We start from the raw sequence: 14,114 nt of genomic DNA, 5'->3' as shown, positions 1-14,114 counted from the left end.
AGCGCGCGATCCGCGTCAATACATGTGCTGTCCGCCGTTCATGGCGACATTGCTTCCCGTCATGAACGCCGCCGCATCGCTGCAGATGAACGCCACCAGCGCGGCGATTTCGTCGGGCTGGCCCAGCCGGCCCAGCGGAATCTGCGGCAGGATCTTCTCCTTGAGCACGTCTTCCGGCACGGCCTCGACCATGCGCGTGGCCAGGTAGCCCGGCGACACCGTGTTGACCGTGACGCCTTTCCTGGCCAGTTCCAGCGCCAGCGATTTGGTGAAGCCGTGGATGCCGGCCTTGGACGCGGCGTAGTTGGTCTGCCCGAAGGCGCCCTTGGAGCCATTCACCGACGAGATGTTGACGATGCGTCCCCAGCCGCGGTCGGCCATCGGCCCGCACAGGGGCTGCGTCATGTTGAATATCGAATCGAGGTTGCTGCGCAGCACGTCGTTCCAGTTCTCGTAGCTCATCTTGCGCAGGCTGGCGTCGCGCGTGATGCCGGCATTGTTGACCAGGATGTCGATCTGGCGGCCGTCGTCGGCCAGGCGCCGCGCCAGCGCCTGGCAGGCGTCGTAGTCGGCCACGTCGACCTTGACCATGTCGTAGCGGCGGCCGGCGGCCGCCTCCTGGTCGAGCCACTGGCGCGTGGCCGCTTCGCTGGCATGGCAGGTGACGATGACATCATGGCCGGCATCGAGCAGCGCCCGGGCAATGGCGCGCCCCAGGCAGCCGGTGCCGCCGGTGACGAGCGCGGTGCGTTTAGTCGCCATGGCGCGCTCCGAACTGGCTCGCTTCGCGCATGGCCGAGCAGGCCGAGGTCATCTGGTCGCAATACGACGACCACATGCGCGTCAGCGGCGAATCGGCCAGGCCGCCGCTGGCCGCCGCCGAGGCGTTGCGCAGCCAGCCGCTGACGGCCTCGCTGACGCCGGCGGCCAGCGCCGCCTGGTCTTCCAGCGCGGCATGGGTGATGGCCTGGCTGGCTTCGAGTTGGCACTGCCATTGCTTGCGCGTGACCTCGCCCAGCGCGGGGGCGATGTTCTGCCAGTTGCCGTCGAGCTTGAGCGGCGCCAGCGTCGACAGGTACTGGCCGGTGCCGTCGCTGGCCAGGCGCTGGCCCAGCTGCAGCCAGCGCTGCTGGCTTTCACGCGCCAGTTCAGCCAGGCGCTGGCAGTAGGCGGCGTTGGCGCCGGCGAGGTCCTGGGGCGTGGAAGCGGTGGTCTTCCCGGTGGTCTTCTTCATGATGCGTCCTTTTAAGAGAGTGGTAAGGGGCAACGAATGCACAGGCCTCACGCCATCTGGCTGAGGGTCTTGCGGAAACGGGTCAACGAGAAGGCGAACAGGACGCTGCCGATCAGCGCCAGCGCCAGGAACGGTTGCCATACGACGCCCAGGCCGGCGCCGCGAAAGAGAATCGCCTGGCCGAGTTCCACGAAATGGGTGGTGGGGGCGGCCAGCATGATGTTCTGCACGAAGTCCGGCATGCTTTCGCGCGGCGTGGTGCCGCCGGACAGCATCTGCAGCGGCAGCAGCACCAGGACCAGCAGCATGCCGAACTGCGGCATGCTGCGCGCCAGGGTGGCCATGAAGATGCCCATGGAGGTGGTCGCGAACAGGTGCAGCGCCACCCCGGCCAGGAACAACGCCACCGATCCCTCGACCGGCACGTGCAGCAGGCCACGCACGACGAATGTCAACGATAGCCCAGCCGACACCAGGACCACCAGCCCCATGGACCAGACTTTCGCCAGCATGATCTCGGTCGGTGTTACAGGCATGACCAGCAGGTGCTCGATGGTGCCGTGCTCGCGCTCGCGGATCAGCGCCGCGCCCGTCAGGATGATGGACAGCATCGTGACGTTGTTGATGATCTCCATCAGGCTGCCGAACCAGGCCTGCGTCAGGTTGGGGTTGAAGCGCATGCGCACCGCCAGGTCCACCGGCAGCTCGGTCGGCTTGCGGTAGCGTTTGACGAATTCGTTGATCTCGTCGGTGATGATCTGCTGGATGTAGCTGCTGCCGGTGAACGCCTGGCTCATGCGGGTGGCGTCCACGTTCAGCTGGATCTCGGCCGGCCTGCCGGCCAGCACGTCGCGCTGGAAGTTCGGCGGCACGTTGACCACGAAGGTGTAGCGTCCGGCGTCCATGCCGGCGTCGGCCTCGGCCGACGTGACCATCGCCGGCCGGGTGAAGTGCGGCGGGTAGAACGCCGAGGTGATGCGGGCGGACAGCGGCGAGACGTCCTCGTCCACCACCGCGATGGCCGCGTTGTGCAGCGACTCGGGCACGGCGGTCGCGGCCGTGTAGATCATCAGCGTGAACGACACGAAGATCAGCACCAGCATCATCGGGTCGCGCGCCAGGCTCCACAGTTCCTTGACGCCCAGGCGGAAGATATTGGCGGCATGTCGCGGCATGGTTCAGGTCTCCTGCTTTTTCAGAAGCAGCGCCGAGGCGCCCAGGATCACCGGAATGGCGATCAGCAGCGGCCAGAACGAACCCTGCAGGTTGGAGAAATCCAGCGCCTTGCTGAACACGCCGCGGCTGATCGTGAGCATGTGGGTGGCGGGGTAGACCTGGCCGATCAGCTTGCCGGCGCCTTCCAGCGAGGACACCGGATTGAGCAGGCCGGCGAACTGCACCGCCGGCACCAGCGTGCCGATCATGGTGAAGAACAGCGCCGCGATCTGGCTGCGGGTGAAGGTCGAGGCCAGCAGGCCGATGGCGGTGGCCACCACGTTGTAGATCAGCGCGGCCGCCAGCAGCGTGGTGAAGCTGCCGGTGATCGGCACGCCGAACAGCGTCACCGCCAGCAGCGTCATCAACAGGAAGTTCAGCATCGCCAGCGCCACATAGGGCGCCTGCTTGCCCAGCAGGAATTCCAGCCGCGTCACCGGCGTGACGTACAGATTGATGATCGAGCCCAGCTCCTTCTCGCGCACCACCGCCAGCGCGGTCAGCATGGCCGGCATCATCAGCAGCAACAGCGGGATCACGGCCGGCACCATGGCCGGCAGGCTGCGCACGTCGGGGTTGTAGCGAAAGCGCGTCTCGATGCCGACCGCCTGCGTGGCGGCGGCGCCCAGCCGTTCGCGCGCCTGCTGCTGCAGCCAGCCCTGGTGCATGCCGAGCACGTAGCCGCGGATGGTCTCGGCGCGCTGCGGCATGGCGCCGTCGATCCAGACGCCGACCTGCGCGTTGCGGCCGCGCTCGGCGTCGCGCGCGAACCCCTGCGGAATCTCGATCGCCAGCGACAGCTCGCCGCTGCGCATGCGCGCGTCCATGTCCTGGTAGCTGCTGATCGGCGGCTGCTCGATGAAGTAGCGCGAGCCCGCCAGGTTCAGGCTGTAGTTCTGGCTCAGCGTGGTCTGGTCGCGGTCCATGACCGCGTAGCGCAGGTCTTCCACGTCCAGGCTGATGCCAAAGCCCATCACGAACATCAGCAGCAGCGAACCGGCCAGCGCCAGGGTGGCGCGCACTGGGTCGCGGCGCAGCTCCAGCGCCTCGCGCCACATGTAGCTGAACATGCGCTGCATGCTGAAGGCGCGCGGCTCGTGCGCGGCTACCGGCGGCTGCGCGACAGGCGCCTGCTCAACATCCCGCGCCGCGTCGGGTGCCGTGCCCGCGCCCGCATCGACCAGGTAGGCGATGAAGGCTTCCTCCAGCGTCTTGGCGCCGCGCATCCGGGTGATCTCGTCGGGCGAGGCGCTCACCAGCACCTTGCCCGCGTGCATCAGCGACATGCGGTCGCAGCGCTGCGCCTCGTTCATGAAGTGCGTCGAGATGAAGATGGTGACCTGGTCCTGCCGCGCCAGCGCGATCAGCAGGCGCCAGAAGTTGTCGCGCGCCACCGGGTCCACGCCCGAGGTCGGCTCATCCAGGATCAGCAGTTCGGGCTTGTGCACCATGGCCACCGCCAGCGACAGGCGCTGGCGCACGCCCATCGGCAGGTTCTCGGGCAGTTCCTCCAGCGCATCGCCCAGGCCGAAGCGCGCCGCCATCTCGGCGACGCGGCCGGGGATGTCGGCCTCGGGCACATGGAACAGCCGCGCGTGCAGCACCAGGTTCTGCCGCACGGTCAGTTCGCCATAGAGCGAAAACGCCTGCGACATGTAGCCGACGCGGCGGCGCGTGTCGATGTTGCGCGGGTCGACTTCGGCGCCGAACAGCCAGGCCTTGCCTTCGCTGGCCGGCAGCAGGCCCGTCAGCATCTTCATGGTGGTCGACTTGCCGCAGCCGTTGGATCCGAGAAAGCCGAAGATCTCGCCCTTGCGGATGCGGAAATTGACATGGTCCACCGCGACGAAGTCGCCGAAGCGCATGGTCAGGTCGCGCGCCTCGATGGCGATGGTGGCGTCTTCGTCCAGCGCCAGCGGCGTGATCTCGACGGGTTGGTGGCCGCGCCGCTTTTCCTCGGGCAGCAGCGCGATGAAGGCGGCTTCCAGCGAGCCGGTGCCGGTGCGCTGGCGCAGTTCGTCAGGGGTGCCGGTAGCCAGCACGCGGCCTTCGTCCATGGCGATGAGCCAGTCGAAACGCTGGGCCTCGTCCATGTAGGCGGTGGCGACGATCACGCTCATGCCCGGGCGCTCGCGCCGGATCTGGTTGATCAGGTCCCAGAACTGCGCCCGCGCCAGCGGGTCGACGCCGGTGGTGGGCTCGTCCAGGATCAGCAGGTCGGGATCGTGGATCAGCGCGCAGCACAGGCCCAGCTTCTGCTTCATGCCGCCGGACAGCTTGCCCGCCGGGCGCGACAGGAACGATGCCATGCCGGTGCTGCGGGTCAGGCTGTCGATGCGGCGGCGGCGCTCGGCCTCGCCATGGCCGAACAGGCGGCCGAAGAATTGCAGGTTCTCTTCCACCGACAGGGTGGGGTAGAGATTCTTGCCCAGGCCCTGCGGCATGTAGGCGATGCGCGGGCAGACGTCGTCACGGTGGCGCTTGCTGGCCATGTCGCCGCCCAGCACCTCGACCGTGCCCTCCTGCACCGCGCGCGATCCGGCGATCAGCGCCAGCAGGCTGGACTTGCCCACGCCGTCCGGCCCGATCAGGCCGATCATGCGGCCGGCGGCAATGTCGAGCGTGATGCCATCCAGCGCCAGCGTCCTGCCGTAGCGCAGCGACACCCCCGACAGCTTGACCACCGGGGCGGGGGAGGCCGTCGTGGTCGCGGTCATCACGGCACCTTGACTTCAAGGTTGGCGGGCCATTGCGCGTCGGCGTCCAGCTTCAGCCAGGCCACGCCCGGCAGGCCGGTCTTGACCTGGCGCAGATGCTGGCGCAGCAGCTCGGGCGCGATCTGCGCCTTGACGCGGAACATCAGCTTCTGGCGCTCGGTGGCCGTCTCGACGGTCTTGGGCGTGAATTGCGCGGTGCTGGCCACGAACGACACCTTGGCCGGAATCACATACTGCGGCGCCGCGTCCAGCACGATGCGCACGTCCTGGCCCAGGGCGACGCGGCCGGCCGCCTGCTCCGGCAGGAAGAAGGTCATGTAGACATCGGCCAGGTCGACCATGTTCAGCACCTTGCCGCCCGCGCCCAGCACTTCGCCGGCCTGCGCCACGCGGTACTGCACGCGGCCGTCGCGCGGGGCGCGCAGTTCGCTGTCGGCGATGTCGGCCTCGATGCGGGCGATGGTGGCCAGCGCGGCGTTGACCGCGGACTGGGCGCCAACCTGGGCGGCCTTGGCGGCGTCGATGGCGGCCTGTGCCGCCTTGACCTGGGCGCGCCCGGCGTTGACGGCGGCCTGCGCGCTGCGCACCCGGGCGCGGTCGTCGTCCAGCTCCTGGATCGACGAGGCGCCTTCGCGCGACAGCGTCTCGGAACGCGCCAGGCGGCGGCGCGCCGCGTCCAGCTCGCTTTCGCGCTGCACCACCACGGCCTCGGCGGCCAGCTTGTCGCTTTCGCGTTGCGCCACCTGCGCGCCGGCGCTGGCGGCATTGTTGACGGCCTGCTGGTGCTGGGCGCGGGCTTCCTCGCGCTGCGCCTGCAGCGTGTCGATCTGCATGCGGGCCAGCGGCTGGCCGGCGCTGACGAAATCGCCTTCGGCCACCAGCACGTCCTGCACCCGCCCGGCCAGCTTGGTGGCGACGTCGACCTCGGTGGCTTCGATGCGGCCGTTGCCGCTGACGAAGCCCGCGCCCGGGCCGGTGTCGGACAGCATGCGCCAGCCGTAGTAGCCGGCGGCCGCCACGGCCACGATCGCGAGCAGGGGAATCAGTTTTCGGGTGGACAGCTTCATGATGCGGATCCTGTGTTGAGCGGCGCGGGAGCGGCGCGGGCGGGCTGGGCTCCGGGTGGGGCGGGCGGCGCGGCGCGCGCCTGCGTGCCCCCGCCCAGCGCGGCGTACAGGCCGACACGGGCCGACAGCAGCGCGCGGCGGGTCTGCACCAGCGTCTGCTGGGCGGCCAAGAGGTCGCGTTGCGCGTCCAGTACCTCCAGATAGGGCGAGGCGCCGTGGTCGTAGCGCAGCTTGGCCAGCCGCGCGCGTTCGCTTTGCGCGTCCACGGTGGCGCGCAATACCTGCACTTGTTCGGCCAGCCAGCGGCGCGCCGACAGGGCGTCCGCGACATCCTTGAAGGCGCCCTGGATGGCGCGCTCATAGCTGGCCACGGCCTGGTCGCGCCGCACCTCGGCCAGGTCGAGGTTGGCGCCGCGGCGTCCCGCGTCGAAGATCGGCAGGTTGATGCTGGGCGCGAAATTCCAGGCGCGGCTGCCGCCGCCGAACAGGCCGTCCAGTTCGGCGCTGGCGCTGCCGAACGCGCCCGTCAGCGTGATGCGCGGAAAGAAGGCGGCGCGCGCCGCGCCGATGTTGGCGTTGGCGGCACGCAGCTGGTGTTCGGCGGCGACGATGTCGGGCCGATTGGTCAGCAGGTCCGACGGCAGCCCGGCCGGCAGGTCGCGCATGACGCTGTCGTCGTCCAGGCCGGCGCGCGGCAGCGGCTGCGCCAGCGGCTGGCCGGTCAGCAGTTCCAGCGCATGGGCCTGCGTGGCGCGGGCCTGTTCCAGGTCGGCGCCAAGCGCGCGCGCCTGTTGCCAGAGCGTCTCGACCTGGGTCAGGTCCAGCTTCGAGATCGAGCCCACCTCATAGCGCCGGCGGAAGATGCGCAGCGACTCCTCGCGCGAGGCGATGGTTGCGCGCGTCAGCGCCAGCCGCTCATCCAGTTCGCGCAGCGTCAGGTAGCTGTCGGCCACTTGCGCGATCAGGCTCAGCGTGGCGGCTTCGGCGGCGGCGTCCGAGGCCAGGTAGTTCTCCAGCGCGGCGTCCTTGAGGCTGCGCACGCGGCCCCAGAAGTCCAGTTCCCAGGCCGCCATGCCCACGCCGACCTGGTACTGGCTGGCCACCTGCGGCTGGCCGGTGAGGTTCAGGTCGCCGGGCGTGCGGCCGCGGCTGCCGTCCGCCTGCGCGCCGATCGTGGGGAACTGGTCGGCGCGCTGGATGCCGTAGAGGGCCCGCGCTTCCTCGACCCGCAACAGCGCCGTGCGCAGGTCGCGGTTGTGCGCCAGGGCGTCGCCGATCAGGCCTTGCAGCACGGGATCGGTGAAGTAGCCGCGCCAGTCGACCCGCGCCGCGCTTGGCAGCGAGGCGTCGGGCGCGGCGGCCTGGCCGGGATAGACGGCCGCCACTGGCGCCGTGGGCCGGACGTATTGCGGCGCCATCGACACGCAGCCTTGCGCCAGCAGTACGGCCAGGGCGGCCGGCGCCAGCCGGGCGGCGCGCCATCGCGCAAGGGGACGGCGGGTCATGCTCATTGCTCCATCACATAGGTGCCGGGCGCGTCGCCCAGCGCGGGGTAGCCCTTGCGCGCGGCGCCCATCGCGGGGGGGCTGGCCGGCTTGCCGGACAGCCCGTCCAGCCAGGCGCGCCAGTGCGGCCACCAGGAACCGTCGTGCGGCGTGGCCGCCGCCAGCCAGGCGTCCGGGGCCAGCGCCGGCTGACCCGCCGCGCGCAGCAGGCTGCGAAAGCGCCGCCGCGGATGGCCCGGTTCGCTGACGATGCCGGCGTTGTGACCGCCGCTGGTCAGCACGAAGGTCAGCGCGGCCGGCGACAGTTCGTGCAGCTTGTAGACCGAACGCCATGGCGCCACATGATCGGTCTCGGTGCCGACACAGAAGGTCGGCAGGCGCAGGTCCTGCAGCCGCACCGGGCGGCCGTCCACGGCGTAGCGGCCGGTGGCCAGGTCGTTGTCCAGGTACAGGTGGCGCAGGTATTGGCCGTGCATGCGCGCCGGCATGCGGGTGGCGTCGGCGTTCCAGGCCTGCAGGTCGTTCATGGGGCGGCGCTGGCCCAGCAGGTATTCCGAGGTCATGCGCGACCACACCAGCTGCTGCGCGCGCAGCAACTGGAACGCGCCGCTCATCTGCCGCGCCGGGAAATAGCCCAGCGCCGCCATCTCGGCCTCCATCAGGGCGACCTGGAACGCGTCGATGAACAGGCCCAGCTCGCCGGGCTCGCTGAAGTCGGTTTGCGCCGCCAGCAGGCTCAGGCTGGCCAGCCGCGAGTCGCCGTCGCGCGCCATGGCGCTGGCGGCCATGGCCAGCAGCGTGCCGCCCAGGCAGTATCCCGCCGCGTGCACCGCCGCGCCGGGCACGATCGCCGCGATCGCTTGCAACGGCTCGCGCACACCCAGGCGCAGGTAATCGTCCAGCCCCAGGTCGCGGTCGGCGGCCGTGGGGTTTTTCCACGACACGCAGAACACCGTATAGCCCTGGCCGACGAGATAGCGGATCAGCGAGTTGTGCGGCGACAGATCCAGCACGTAGTACTTCATGATCCAGGCCGGCACGATGAAGATCGGCTCGGGCCGCACCTGGCGGGTCGCGGGCCGGTACTGGATCAGTTCGGCCAGCGGATTGCGCAGCACGACCTTGCCGGGCGTGACCGCCACCTCGTGGCCGGGACGGAACTGTTCGGCGCCGGCCGGCGGCAGGCCGCCCAGCTGGCGCAGCCCGTCTTCCCAGGCGGCCTGCGCGCCGCGCAACAGATTGGCGCCGCCTTCCCGCAAGGTCTGGCGCAGCACCAGCGGATTGGCGCATGGGTTGTTGTCCGGGGCCCACCACTCCAGCCATTGGCGCACCATGAACGCGGCCAGGTCGCGCTGGTGGCGATCCGCCAGCGGCAGGGCGCGGACGCAGGCGTCCCAGTTGCGCTGGGCCTGCTGGAAGCCTTGGCTCCACAGGGCATAGGGCCATTGGCACCAGGCGTCGTCATCGAACCGGCCCGCGCGCAGCGCGGTCTGCGGAGGGGCTGGCGGGTTCCGTTTCGGCATGATGGCTCCAGGGCGCGCGGGCGGCGGGAATGCCGCTCGCGAGGCCGGATCGTCGCGCATCCGGGCTTGTGGCTCGGTGTCGGACCAATCCGACTCAAACGTCTTGAAAGCATTGTGCCGCCGCGGAGGTGATCAATCCTTGATCAGAATCAAGTTAGCGACTGACTGGTCGGTTTTTAATGGTGCTGTTGGCGGGCGGCGGCGCTGCCCGCCAATCCGCAATGGGAGCAGGAGTGATGAGTTCGCAACGTCAGCGTCTCCCTCCTACCGTGCGCGTCGGGCAGATCCTCGATGCCGCGCTGCAGGAGTTCTCGGCCGCCGGCTACACCGGCGCCCGGATGGATGACATCGCCTTGCGCGCCGGTCTGTCCAAAGGCGGCCTGTACGCGCATTTCGCCAGCAAGGAGGAAGTCTTCGAGGCGCTGCTGGCGCGCTACCTTTGCCCACCGCGGCTCGACGCCCGCGCCCTGGTAGAGGGCTCGGCCACGCCGCGCCACCTGGCCGAACGCCTCGTCAACCATCTCTATGCCAGCCTGGCCAATCCCGCCATGATCAGCGCCATGCGCCTGCTGCTGGCCGAAAGCCTGCGGGTGCCGCACCTGGCGCGGCGCTGGCGCGAACAGACCGCCGACGCGCACCAGGCCGACATCGCCCAACTGCTGGAGCTGGCCCGCGCGCGCGGCCTGTGCGGCGATGGCGCCGCGCTGCGGCATCCCTGGCTGCTGCTGTCGCCGGTGGTCCACGCCATCTTCATGGCGATCCTGCTGGGCCCGGACGAGCGCCTGAACCTGCCGCAGCGGCGCGAAGCGCACGTGGCGCTGATCTGCGACCTGCTGTAGCCGTCACCAGCGATAACCGGCGGTGGCGACGACCGTGCGCGGATCGCCGTAATAGCAATTGCCGTAGCCGCAGTTGGCGATGTACGTCTTGTTGGTCAGGTTGCGCGCGTTCAGCGCCAAGCTCCAGCGACCGATGTCGTAGCCGATCATGGCGTCGAACAGCACGAACGAGGGCACTTGCTTGGGGGCGATGCTGCCATCGCCATAGTTGGCGCCGGTGAAGCGCGCGCCCGCGCCGACTTTGATGTGCGAGTCGAAGCGGTAATCGACCCACAGCGACGCGCGGTTCAACGGCACGGCGGTGGCCTGCTTGCCGACCTCGTCCGGATTGCTGCTGGCCGTGATGGCCGCCTTGGGCGTCCACGAATACGAGGCAATCACGTTCATGCGCGGGATCGGTTGTAGCGTGGCCTCGAACTCCACGCCGCGCACCGTGACCTCTCCGGTCTGCCTGGGAATGGAGTCCGCGTCGTAGGTGATGTAGTTGCGACGCCGTAAATCGAACGCCGCCACGCTATAGCTGTCCTGGGTGCCGGGCGGTTGGTAGCGCAGGCCGACCTCGTACTGGCGACTGGTCTCGGGCTTGAACGGTGTGCGTTGCGACGAGTCCACGGTGGCGGTGGGTACGAACGACTCGCCGTAGCTGACGTAGGGCGCCCAGCCGGTCGGATCCACATAGACCAGGCCGGCGCGGCTGGTGAACTTGTGGCTGCTGATGCGGGTGGTGCTGCCGTCCTGGCGGTCGCGCACCGTGTTGTCGGCGCTGTCGTAGCGCCCGCCCAGCGTGGCGACCCAGCGCTCGTTCCACTTGATCTGGTCCTGCACGTACAGCCCCGTCTGCGTCAGCGTCAGATCGGCATCCATCCAGGGCGTGGCGCGCGTGATCGGGCCCTGGCGGTATTGCGGGTCGTGGATGCTCAGGGGCGGCGCCGAGCCCCCGCTGAAGCTGACCTGGTCGATGCGGTGACGTTGGTAGTCCACGCCCACCAGGATGCGATGGTGCCAGTCGCCCAGCCGCACATCGGTCTGGGCCTGATTGTCGACGTTGAAGCTTGCGATGTGTTCGCGGCTGCCGAACACCGAACGCCGCAGTACCTGGTAGTTGGCGGGATCGGTGACGTCGTCGTTGACACTGGCGTAGCCGTTGGCCTGCACCGCGGAGTAATCGAGGTCGAGATGGCCGTAGCGCAGGTTCTGGCGCAGCGTCAGCGCGTCGCTGACGCGGTGTTCCAGCTCGTAGCCCGCCATCCACTGGGTCTGGTTGAAATGGTCGTAGCCGGGCTCGCCGACGAACAGCGAGGTCGGGATGCGCGTGCCTGCCGGCGTCGGCACCAGCGACCCTTCGGCCGGTCGGGCCCGCGTGTACGTGCCGCCTCGCTTGGTGGCGTATTGCGTCAGCAACGTCAGCGTGGTGTCCGCCGACGGCCGCCAGGTCAGCGACGGCGCCAGGTACAGCCGGTCATTGTCGATGCCATGGGTCGGCAACTCGGCATCCAGGCCCATGCCGACGAAGCGGTACAGCCACTTGCCGTCTTCATCCACCGGCCCGGTGAAGTCCGCGGCGATGCGGCGGCGCTGGTGGTCGCCCACCTGTGCCTGCAGTTCGTGCTGCGGCTCTTCCTGCGGACGCTTGCTGACCACGTTGATCAGGCCGCCAGGACCGGTCTGCCCGAACAGCACCGAGGCCGGTCCGCGCAGCAGTTCGATGCGCTCGGCGCCATAGTTCTCGGTCTGCCAGATGCCCCAGTTGCCGTTATTGCGCAGCGGTAGCCCGTCGAGATAGAAGCCCGGCGTGTAGGCGTCGAAGCCGCGCAGCGAGACCCAGTCGTAGCGCGAGTCCGAGCCATAGGTCGTGGTGGATACGCCAGGCGTGTAGGCCAGGGCGTCCTTGATGTTGGTGGCGCCCAGCGTGTTGTAGCGGTCCGCCGTGATCACCGAGATCGACTGTGGCGTCTCGATGATGGGCGTGTCGGTCTTGGTCGCGGTGGCGCTGCGGCGCGCCAGGTAACCCTGTACCGGTCCCCAGGCGCTTTCGCTGTTGCCGGTGACATCGATCGGCGCCAGCGTGGGCACCGACTGCGTGTTGCGCCTGAGTGTGAGCGCGCCGCCCGGCAGTGCCACCGCTTCGAGTCCGGAACCGGCCGTCGCTTGTCTGAGCGCCTCGTCCAGTGTGTAGCTGCCGCGCAGCGCGGGCGCCTCCAGGCCGCGCGTCATGGTGGGGTCCACCGACAGGACGCGGTTGTTCTGGATTGCGATGCGGTTCAGGGTGACGGCCAGCGATGCGGCGGGCAGGTCGTAGGCGAGGCGCGCGGGTTGGGCGACGGCGACGGGGGCAATCAGCGCGGCCAGGAAGAGCAGGCTGGCGCGGGACGGGCGGGGCATGGCGGTGGGTCTCCGGGGAGGGAAAAGGGGGGTAATTCACCCGGAGGTGTCGCCACGCCGGAAAACCGGACAAGCAATGTGTAAGCAGATGTTGTGTGGCGGCTGTCGTGTCAGGCCGCGTCCACCCAGGTCAGCCAGCCCCCGTAACGCGTGACGGTGAGCGGCAGGGTGGCGGCGAGCGCGGCCCAGGCCTGGTCGGGATGGTCGAGCGGGAATACCCCCTGGACCCGCAGCGCGGCGGCGCGCTCGGACAGATGCAGCGCGCCGGGCATGTAGGGGCGCAGCGCATCCGCCACGACGGCCAGCGGCGCGTCCAGCACGTCGAGCCGTCCCTGGCGCCAGGCGGCCAGGGCGGTGGCCGACTCCGCCTCCAGGGCCTGGATGCCGTCCGCGCCATAGCGTGCCGCCCGTCCCTGTCCCAGGTCCATTTGCTGGCCCGAGCGGCTGTCGATGCGGGCTTCGCGTAGCAGCACAGCCGCCAGACTGTGCCCGGTTCCCTTGCGCACCATGTATTCGGCGCCATGGGTCCAGGCGGTGCCATCCTCGGTCGTGACGCCGAACGGCCGCCGGGTATCCGGGGTGACGGCCGCGACCAGCGCGCCGTGCAGCAGGCGCACCCGCCGCATGGCATCCGTGAATTCCAGCCGCACCGCGGTGCGCGCGTCCAGGTCCAGCCGGCTGCCGTCTTCCAGCGCGATCGACAGGCGTTGCGCCGTGCCGGTGCTGACGTCCGCGCGCGCCAGCCACAGATGGCGGCCGAGCCACGCGCTGCCGACGCCCACCCCGGCCAGCGCCAGGGTCTTGCCGAGGAACTGGCGTCGGGAGGGGCCGCGCGCCAGCAGATCGCGCAGCGGCGAGCCGTCGGCGCACGGCATGCCGGCGGCCCGCAATGCCTGCAGCGGCGCGCCGACGCTGGTCTGCAGCGCCTGCCAAGCCCGCGCATGGGCCGGCGCCGCTTCGCACCATTGCCTGAAGCGGGACTGGTCGTCCGCGGTGGCGGAGCCCGAACAGAGCCGCACCATCCATTGCACCGCCTGGCGATCGATGTCGGGCGTCATGCGCGGTCCTCGCGCTGCGCCTTCAGGCAGCGTTCCAGCGCCAGGGCGAAATGGCGTTGCACCGTGCGCACCGACAGGCCCATGCGCTGGCCGATTTCGGCGTAGCCCAGGCCATCCAGCTGGCTGTACAGGAACACCGCGCGCACGGCCTGCGGCAGGCCGGCCAGCAGGGTGTCCACGCGCAACAGTAGCTCCATGGCCAGGGCCTGTGATTCCGGGGAAGGCGCGCTGTCGCCGGCATGCAGCGCCAGCCATTGCAGATAGGCCTGCTCCAGTTCGCGCCGCCGCCAGAAATGGAACAGCAGGCGCCGCGCGATGGTGGACAGATAGGCCTTGGGCTCGGCGATCTGGGCCGGGTCGCGGCCCGTCGCCACCTGCAGGAAGGTCTCTGAGGCGAGGTCCTCGGCGTCGGCGTGGTTGCGTAGCCGGAAGCGCAGCCGGTCCACCAGCCAGGGACGATAGCCCACGTACAGGGAAGCGAGAGCGGAGAAGGCGGACGGCTTTCCCATGGGACGTACTAATCGATAGGAATAAGTATCATTCAGTATATGGGAAAAACGTCGATCCGGACCAT

General features: G+C 69.5%; 11 protein-coding genes. 1 reads left to right on the top strand and 10 read right to left on the bottom strand.

The genetic code is table 11. The features are described from left to right. Positions 1-15: 15 nt before the first annotated feature. Genes phbB through ACUTAG_RS10505 form a run of 7 tightly spaced genes read right to left on the bottom strand, consistent with a single transcriptional unit; the run spans position 16 to position 9,261 of the window. Positions 16-762: an acetoacetyl-CoA reductase gene (phbB, locus tag ACUTAG_RS10535; protein WP_054517162.1), complete on the bottom strand. Its 747-nt coding sequence runs from the start codon at positions 760-762 to the stop codon at positions 16-18. Continuing rightward, entirely contained in the window at positions 752-1,234 is a 483-nt protein-coding gene (locus tag ACUTAG_RS10530; RefSeq protein ID WP_006385830.1) for a hypothetical protein, read from the bottom strand. The genes phbB and ACUTAG_RS10530 overlap by 11 nt, the downstream gene beginning before the upstream one ends. 47 nt (positions 1,235-1,281) lie before the next feature. Beyond that, positions 1,282-2,409 carry an ABC transporter permease gene (locus ACUTAG_RS10525; RefSeq protein WP_024070454.1) on the bottom strand — a complete coding sequence of 376 codons (1,128 nt, stop codon included), beginning with the start codon at positions 2,407-2,409 and terminating at the stop codon, positions 1,282-1,284. Between the two features lie 3 nt (positions 2,410-2,412). Next, positions 2,413-5,166: a ribosome-associated ATPase/putative transporter RbbA gene (gene rbbA, locus ACUTAG_RS10520; RefSeq protein ID WP_148317223.1), complete on the bottom strand. Its 2,754-nt coding sequence runs from the start codon at positions 5,164-5,166 to the stop codon at positions 2,413-2,415. After that, the gene (locus ACUTAG_RS10515) at positions 5,166-6,233 is read right to left on the bottom strand and encodes an HlyD family secretion protein (protein WP_006385833.1); all 1,068 of its coding nucleotides are present in this window, start codon (positions 6,231-6,233) and stop codon (positions 5,166-5,168) included. Before ACUTAG_RS10515 ends, rbbA begins: the two co-directional genes overlap by 1 nt. Beyond that, positions 6,230-7,738, bottom strand: coding sequence for an efflux transporter outer membrane subunit (locus ACUTAG_RS10510; protein ID WP_054499211.1), 1,509 nt, complete (start codon positions 7,736-7,738; stop codon positions 6,230-6,232). Before ACUTAG_RS10510 ends, ACUTAG_RS10515 begins: the two co-directional genes overlap by 4 nt. Positions 7,739-7,740: 2 nt before the next feature. After that, complete coding sequence (locus tag ACUTAG_RS10505) at positions 7,741-9,261, bottom strand: PHA/PHB synthase family protein (protein WP_148317221.1); 1,521 nt, start codon at positions 9,259-9,261, stop codon at positions 7,741-7,743. A gap of 236 nt (positions 9,262-9,497) precedes the next feature. Here ACUTAG_RS10505 and ACUTAG_RS10500 point away from each other — a divergent pair, with 236 nt between their 5' ends. Beyond that, positions 9,498-10,100 carry a TetR/AcrR family transcriptional regulator gene (locus tag ACUTAG_RS10500; protein ID WP_026384786.1) on the top strand — a complete coding sequence of 201 codons (603 nt, stop codon included), beginning with the start codon at positions 9,498-9,500 and terminating at the stop codon, positions 10,098-10,100. Between the two features lie 3 nt (positions 10,101-10,103). On the opposite strand, the gene ACUTAG_RS10495 is transcribed toward ACUTAG_RS10500, so the two are convergent. The 3 genes from ACUTAG_RS10495 to ACUTAG_RS10485 all read right to left on the bottom strand — a co-directional run bounded on the left by ACUTAG_RS10495 (position 10,104) and on the right by ACUTAG_RS10485 (position 14,049). Beyond that, on the bottom strand, positions 10,104-12,482 hold the full coding sequence (locus tag ACUTAG_RS10495) for a TonB-dependent siderophore receptor (RefSeq protein ID WP_187378277.1): 2,379 nt from the start codon (positions 12,480-12,482) through the stop codon (positions 10,104-10,106). Positions 12,483-12,592: 110 nt separating this feature from the next. Further along, complete coding sequence (locus ACUTAG_RS10490; RefSeq protein ID WP_148317219.1) at positions 12,593-13,540, bottom strand: FecR family protein; 948 nt, start codon at positions 13,538-13,540, stop codon at positions 12,593-12,595. Beyond that, positions 13,537-14,049, bottom strand: a complete 513-nt coding sequence (locus ACUTAG_RS10485; protein ID WP_148317217.1) for a sigma-70 family RNA polymerase sigma factor — start codon at positions 14,047-14,049, stop codon at positions 13,537-13,539. Before ACUTAG_RS10485 ends, ACUTAG_RS10490 begins: the two co-directional genes overlap by 4 nt. Positions 14,050-14,114 lie beyond the last annotated feature (65 nt).

Source organism: Achromobacter sp. CSND-B12 (assembly GCF_052906545.1).
The sequence above is the reverse complement of the archived record's forward strand: the minus strand, read 5'-3'. Positions and strand labels throughout refer to the sequence as shown.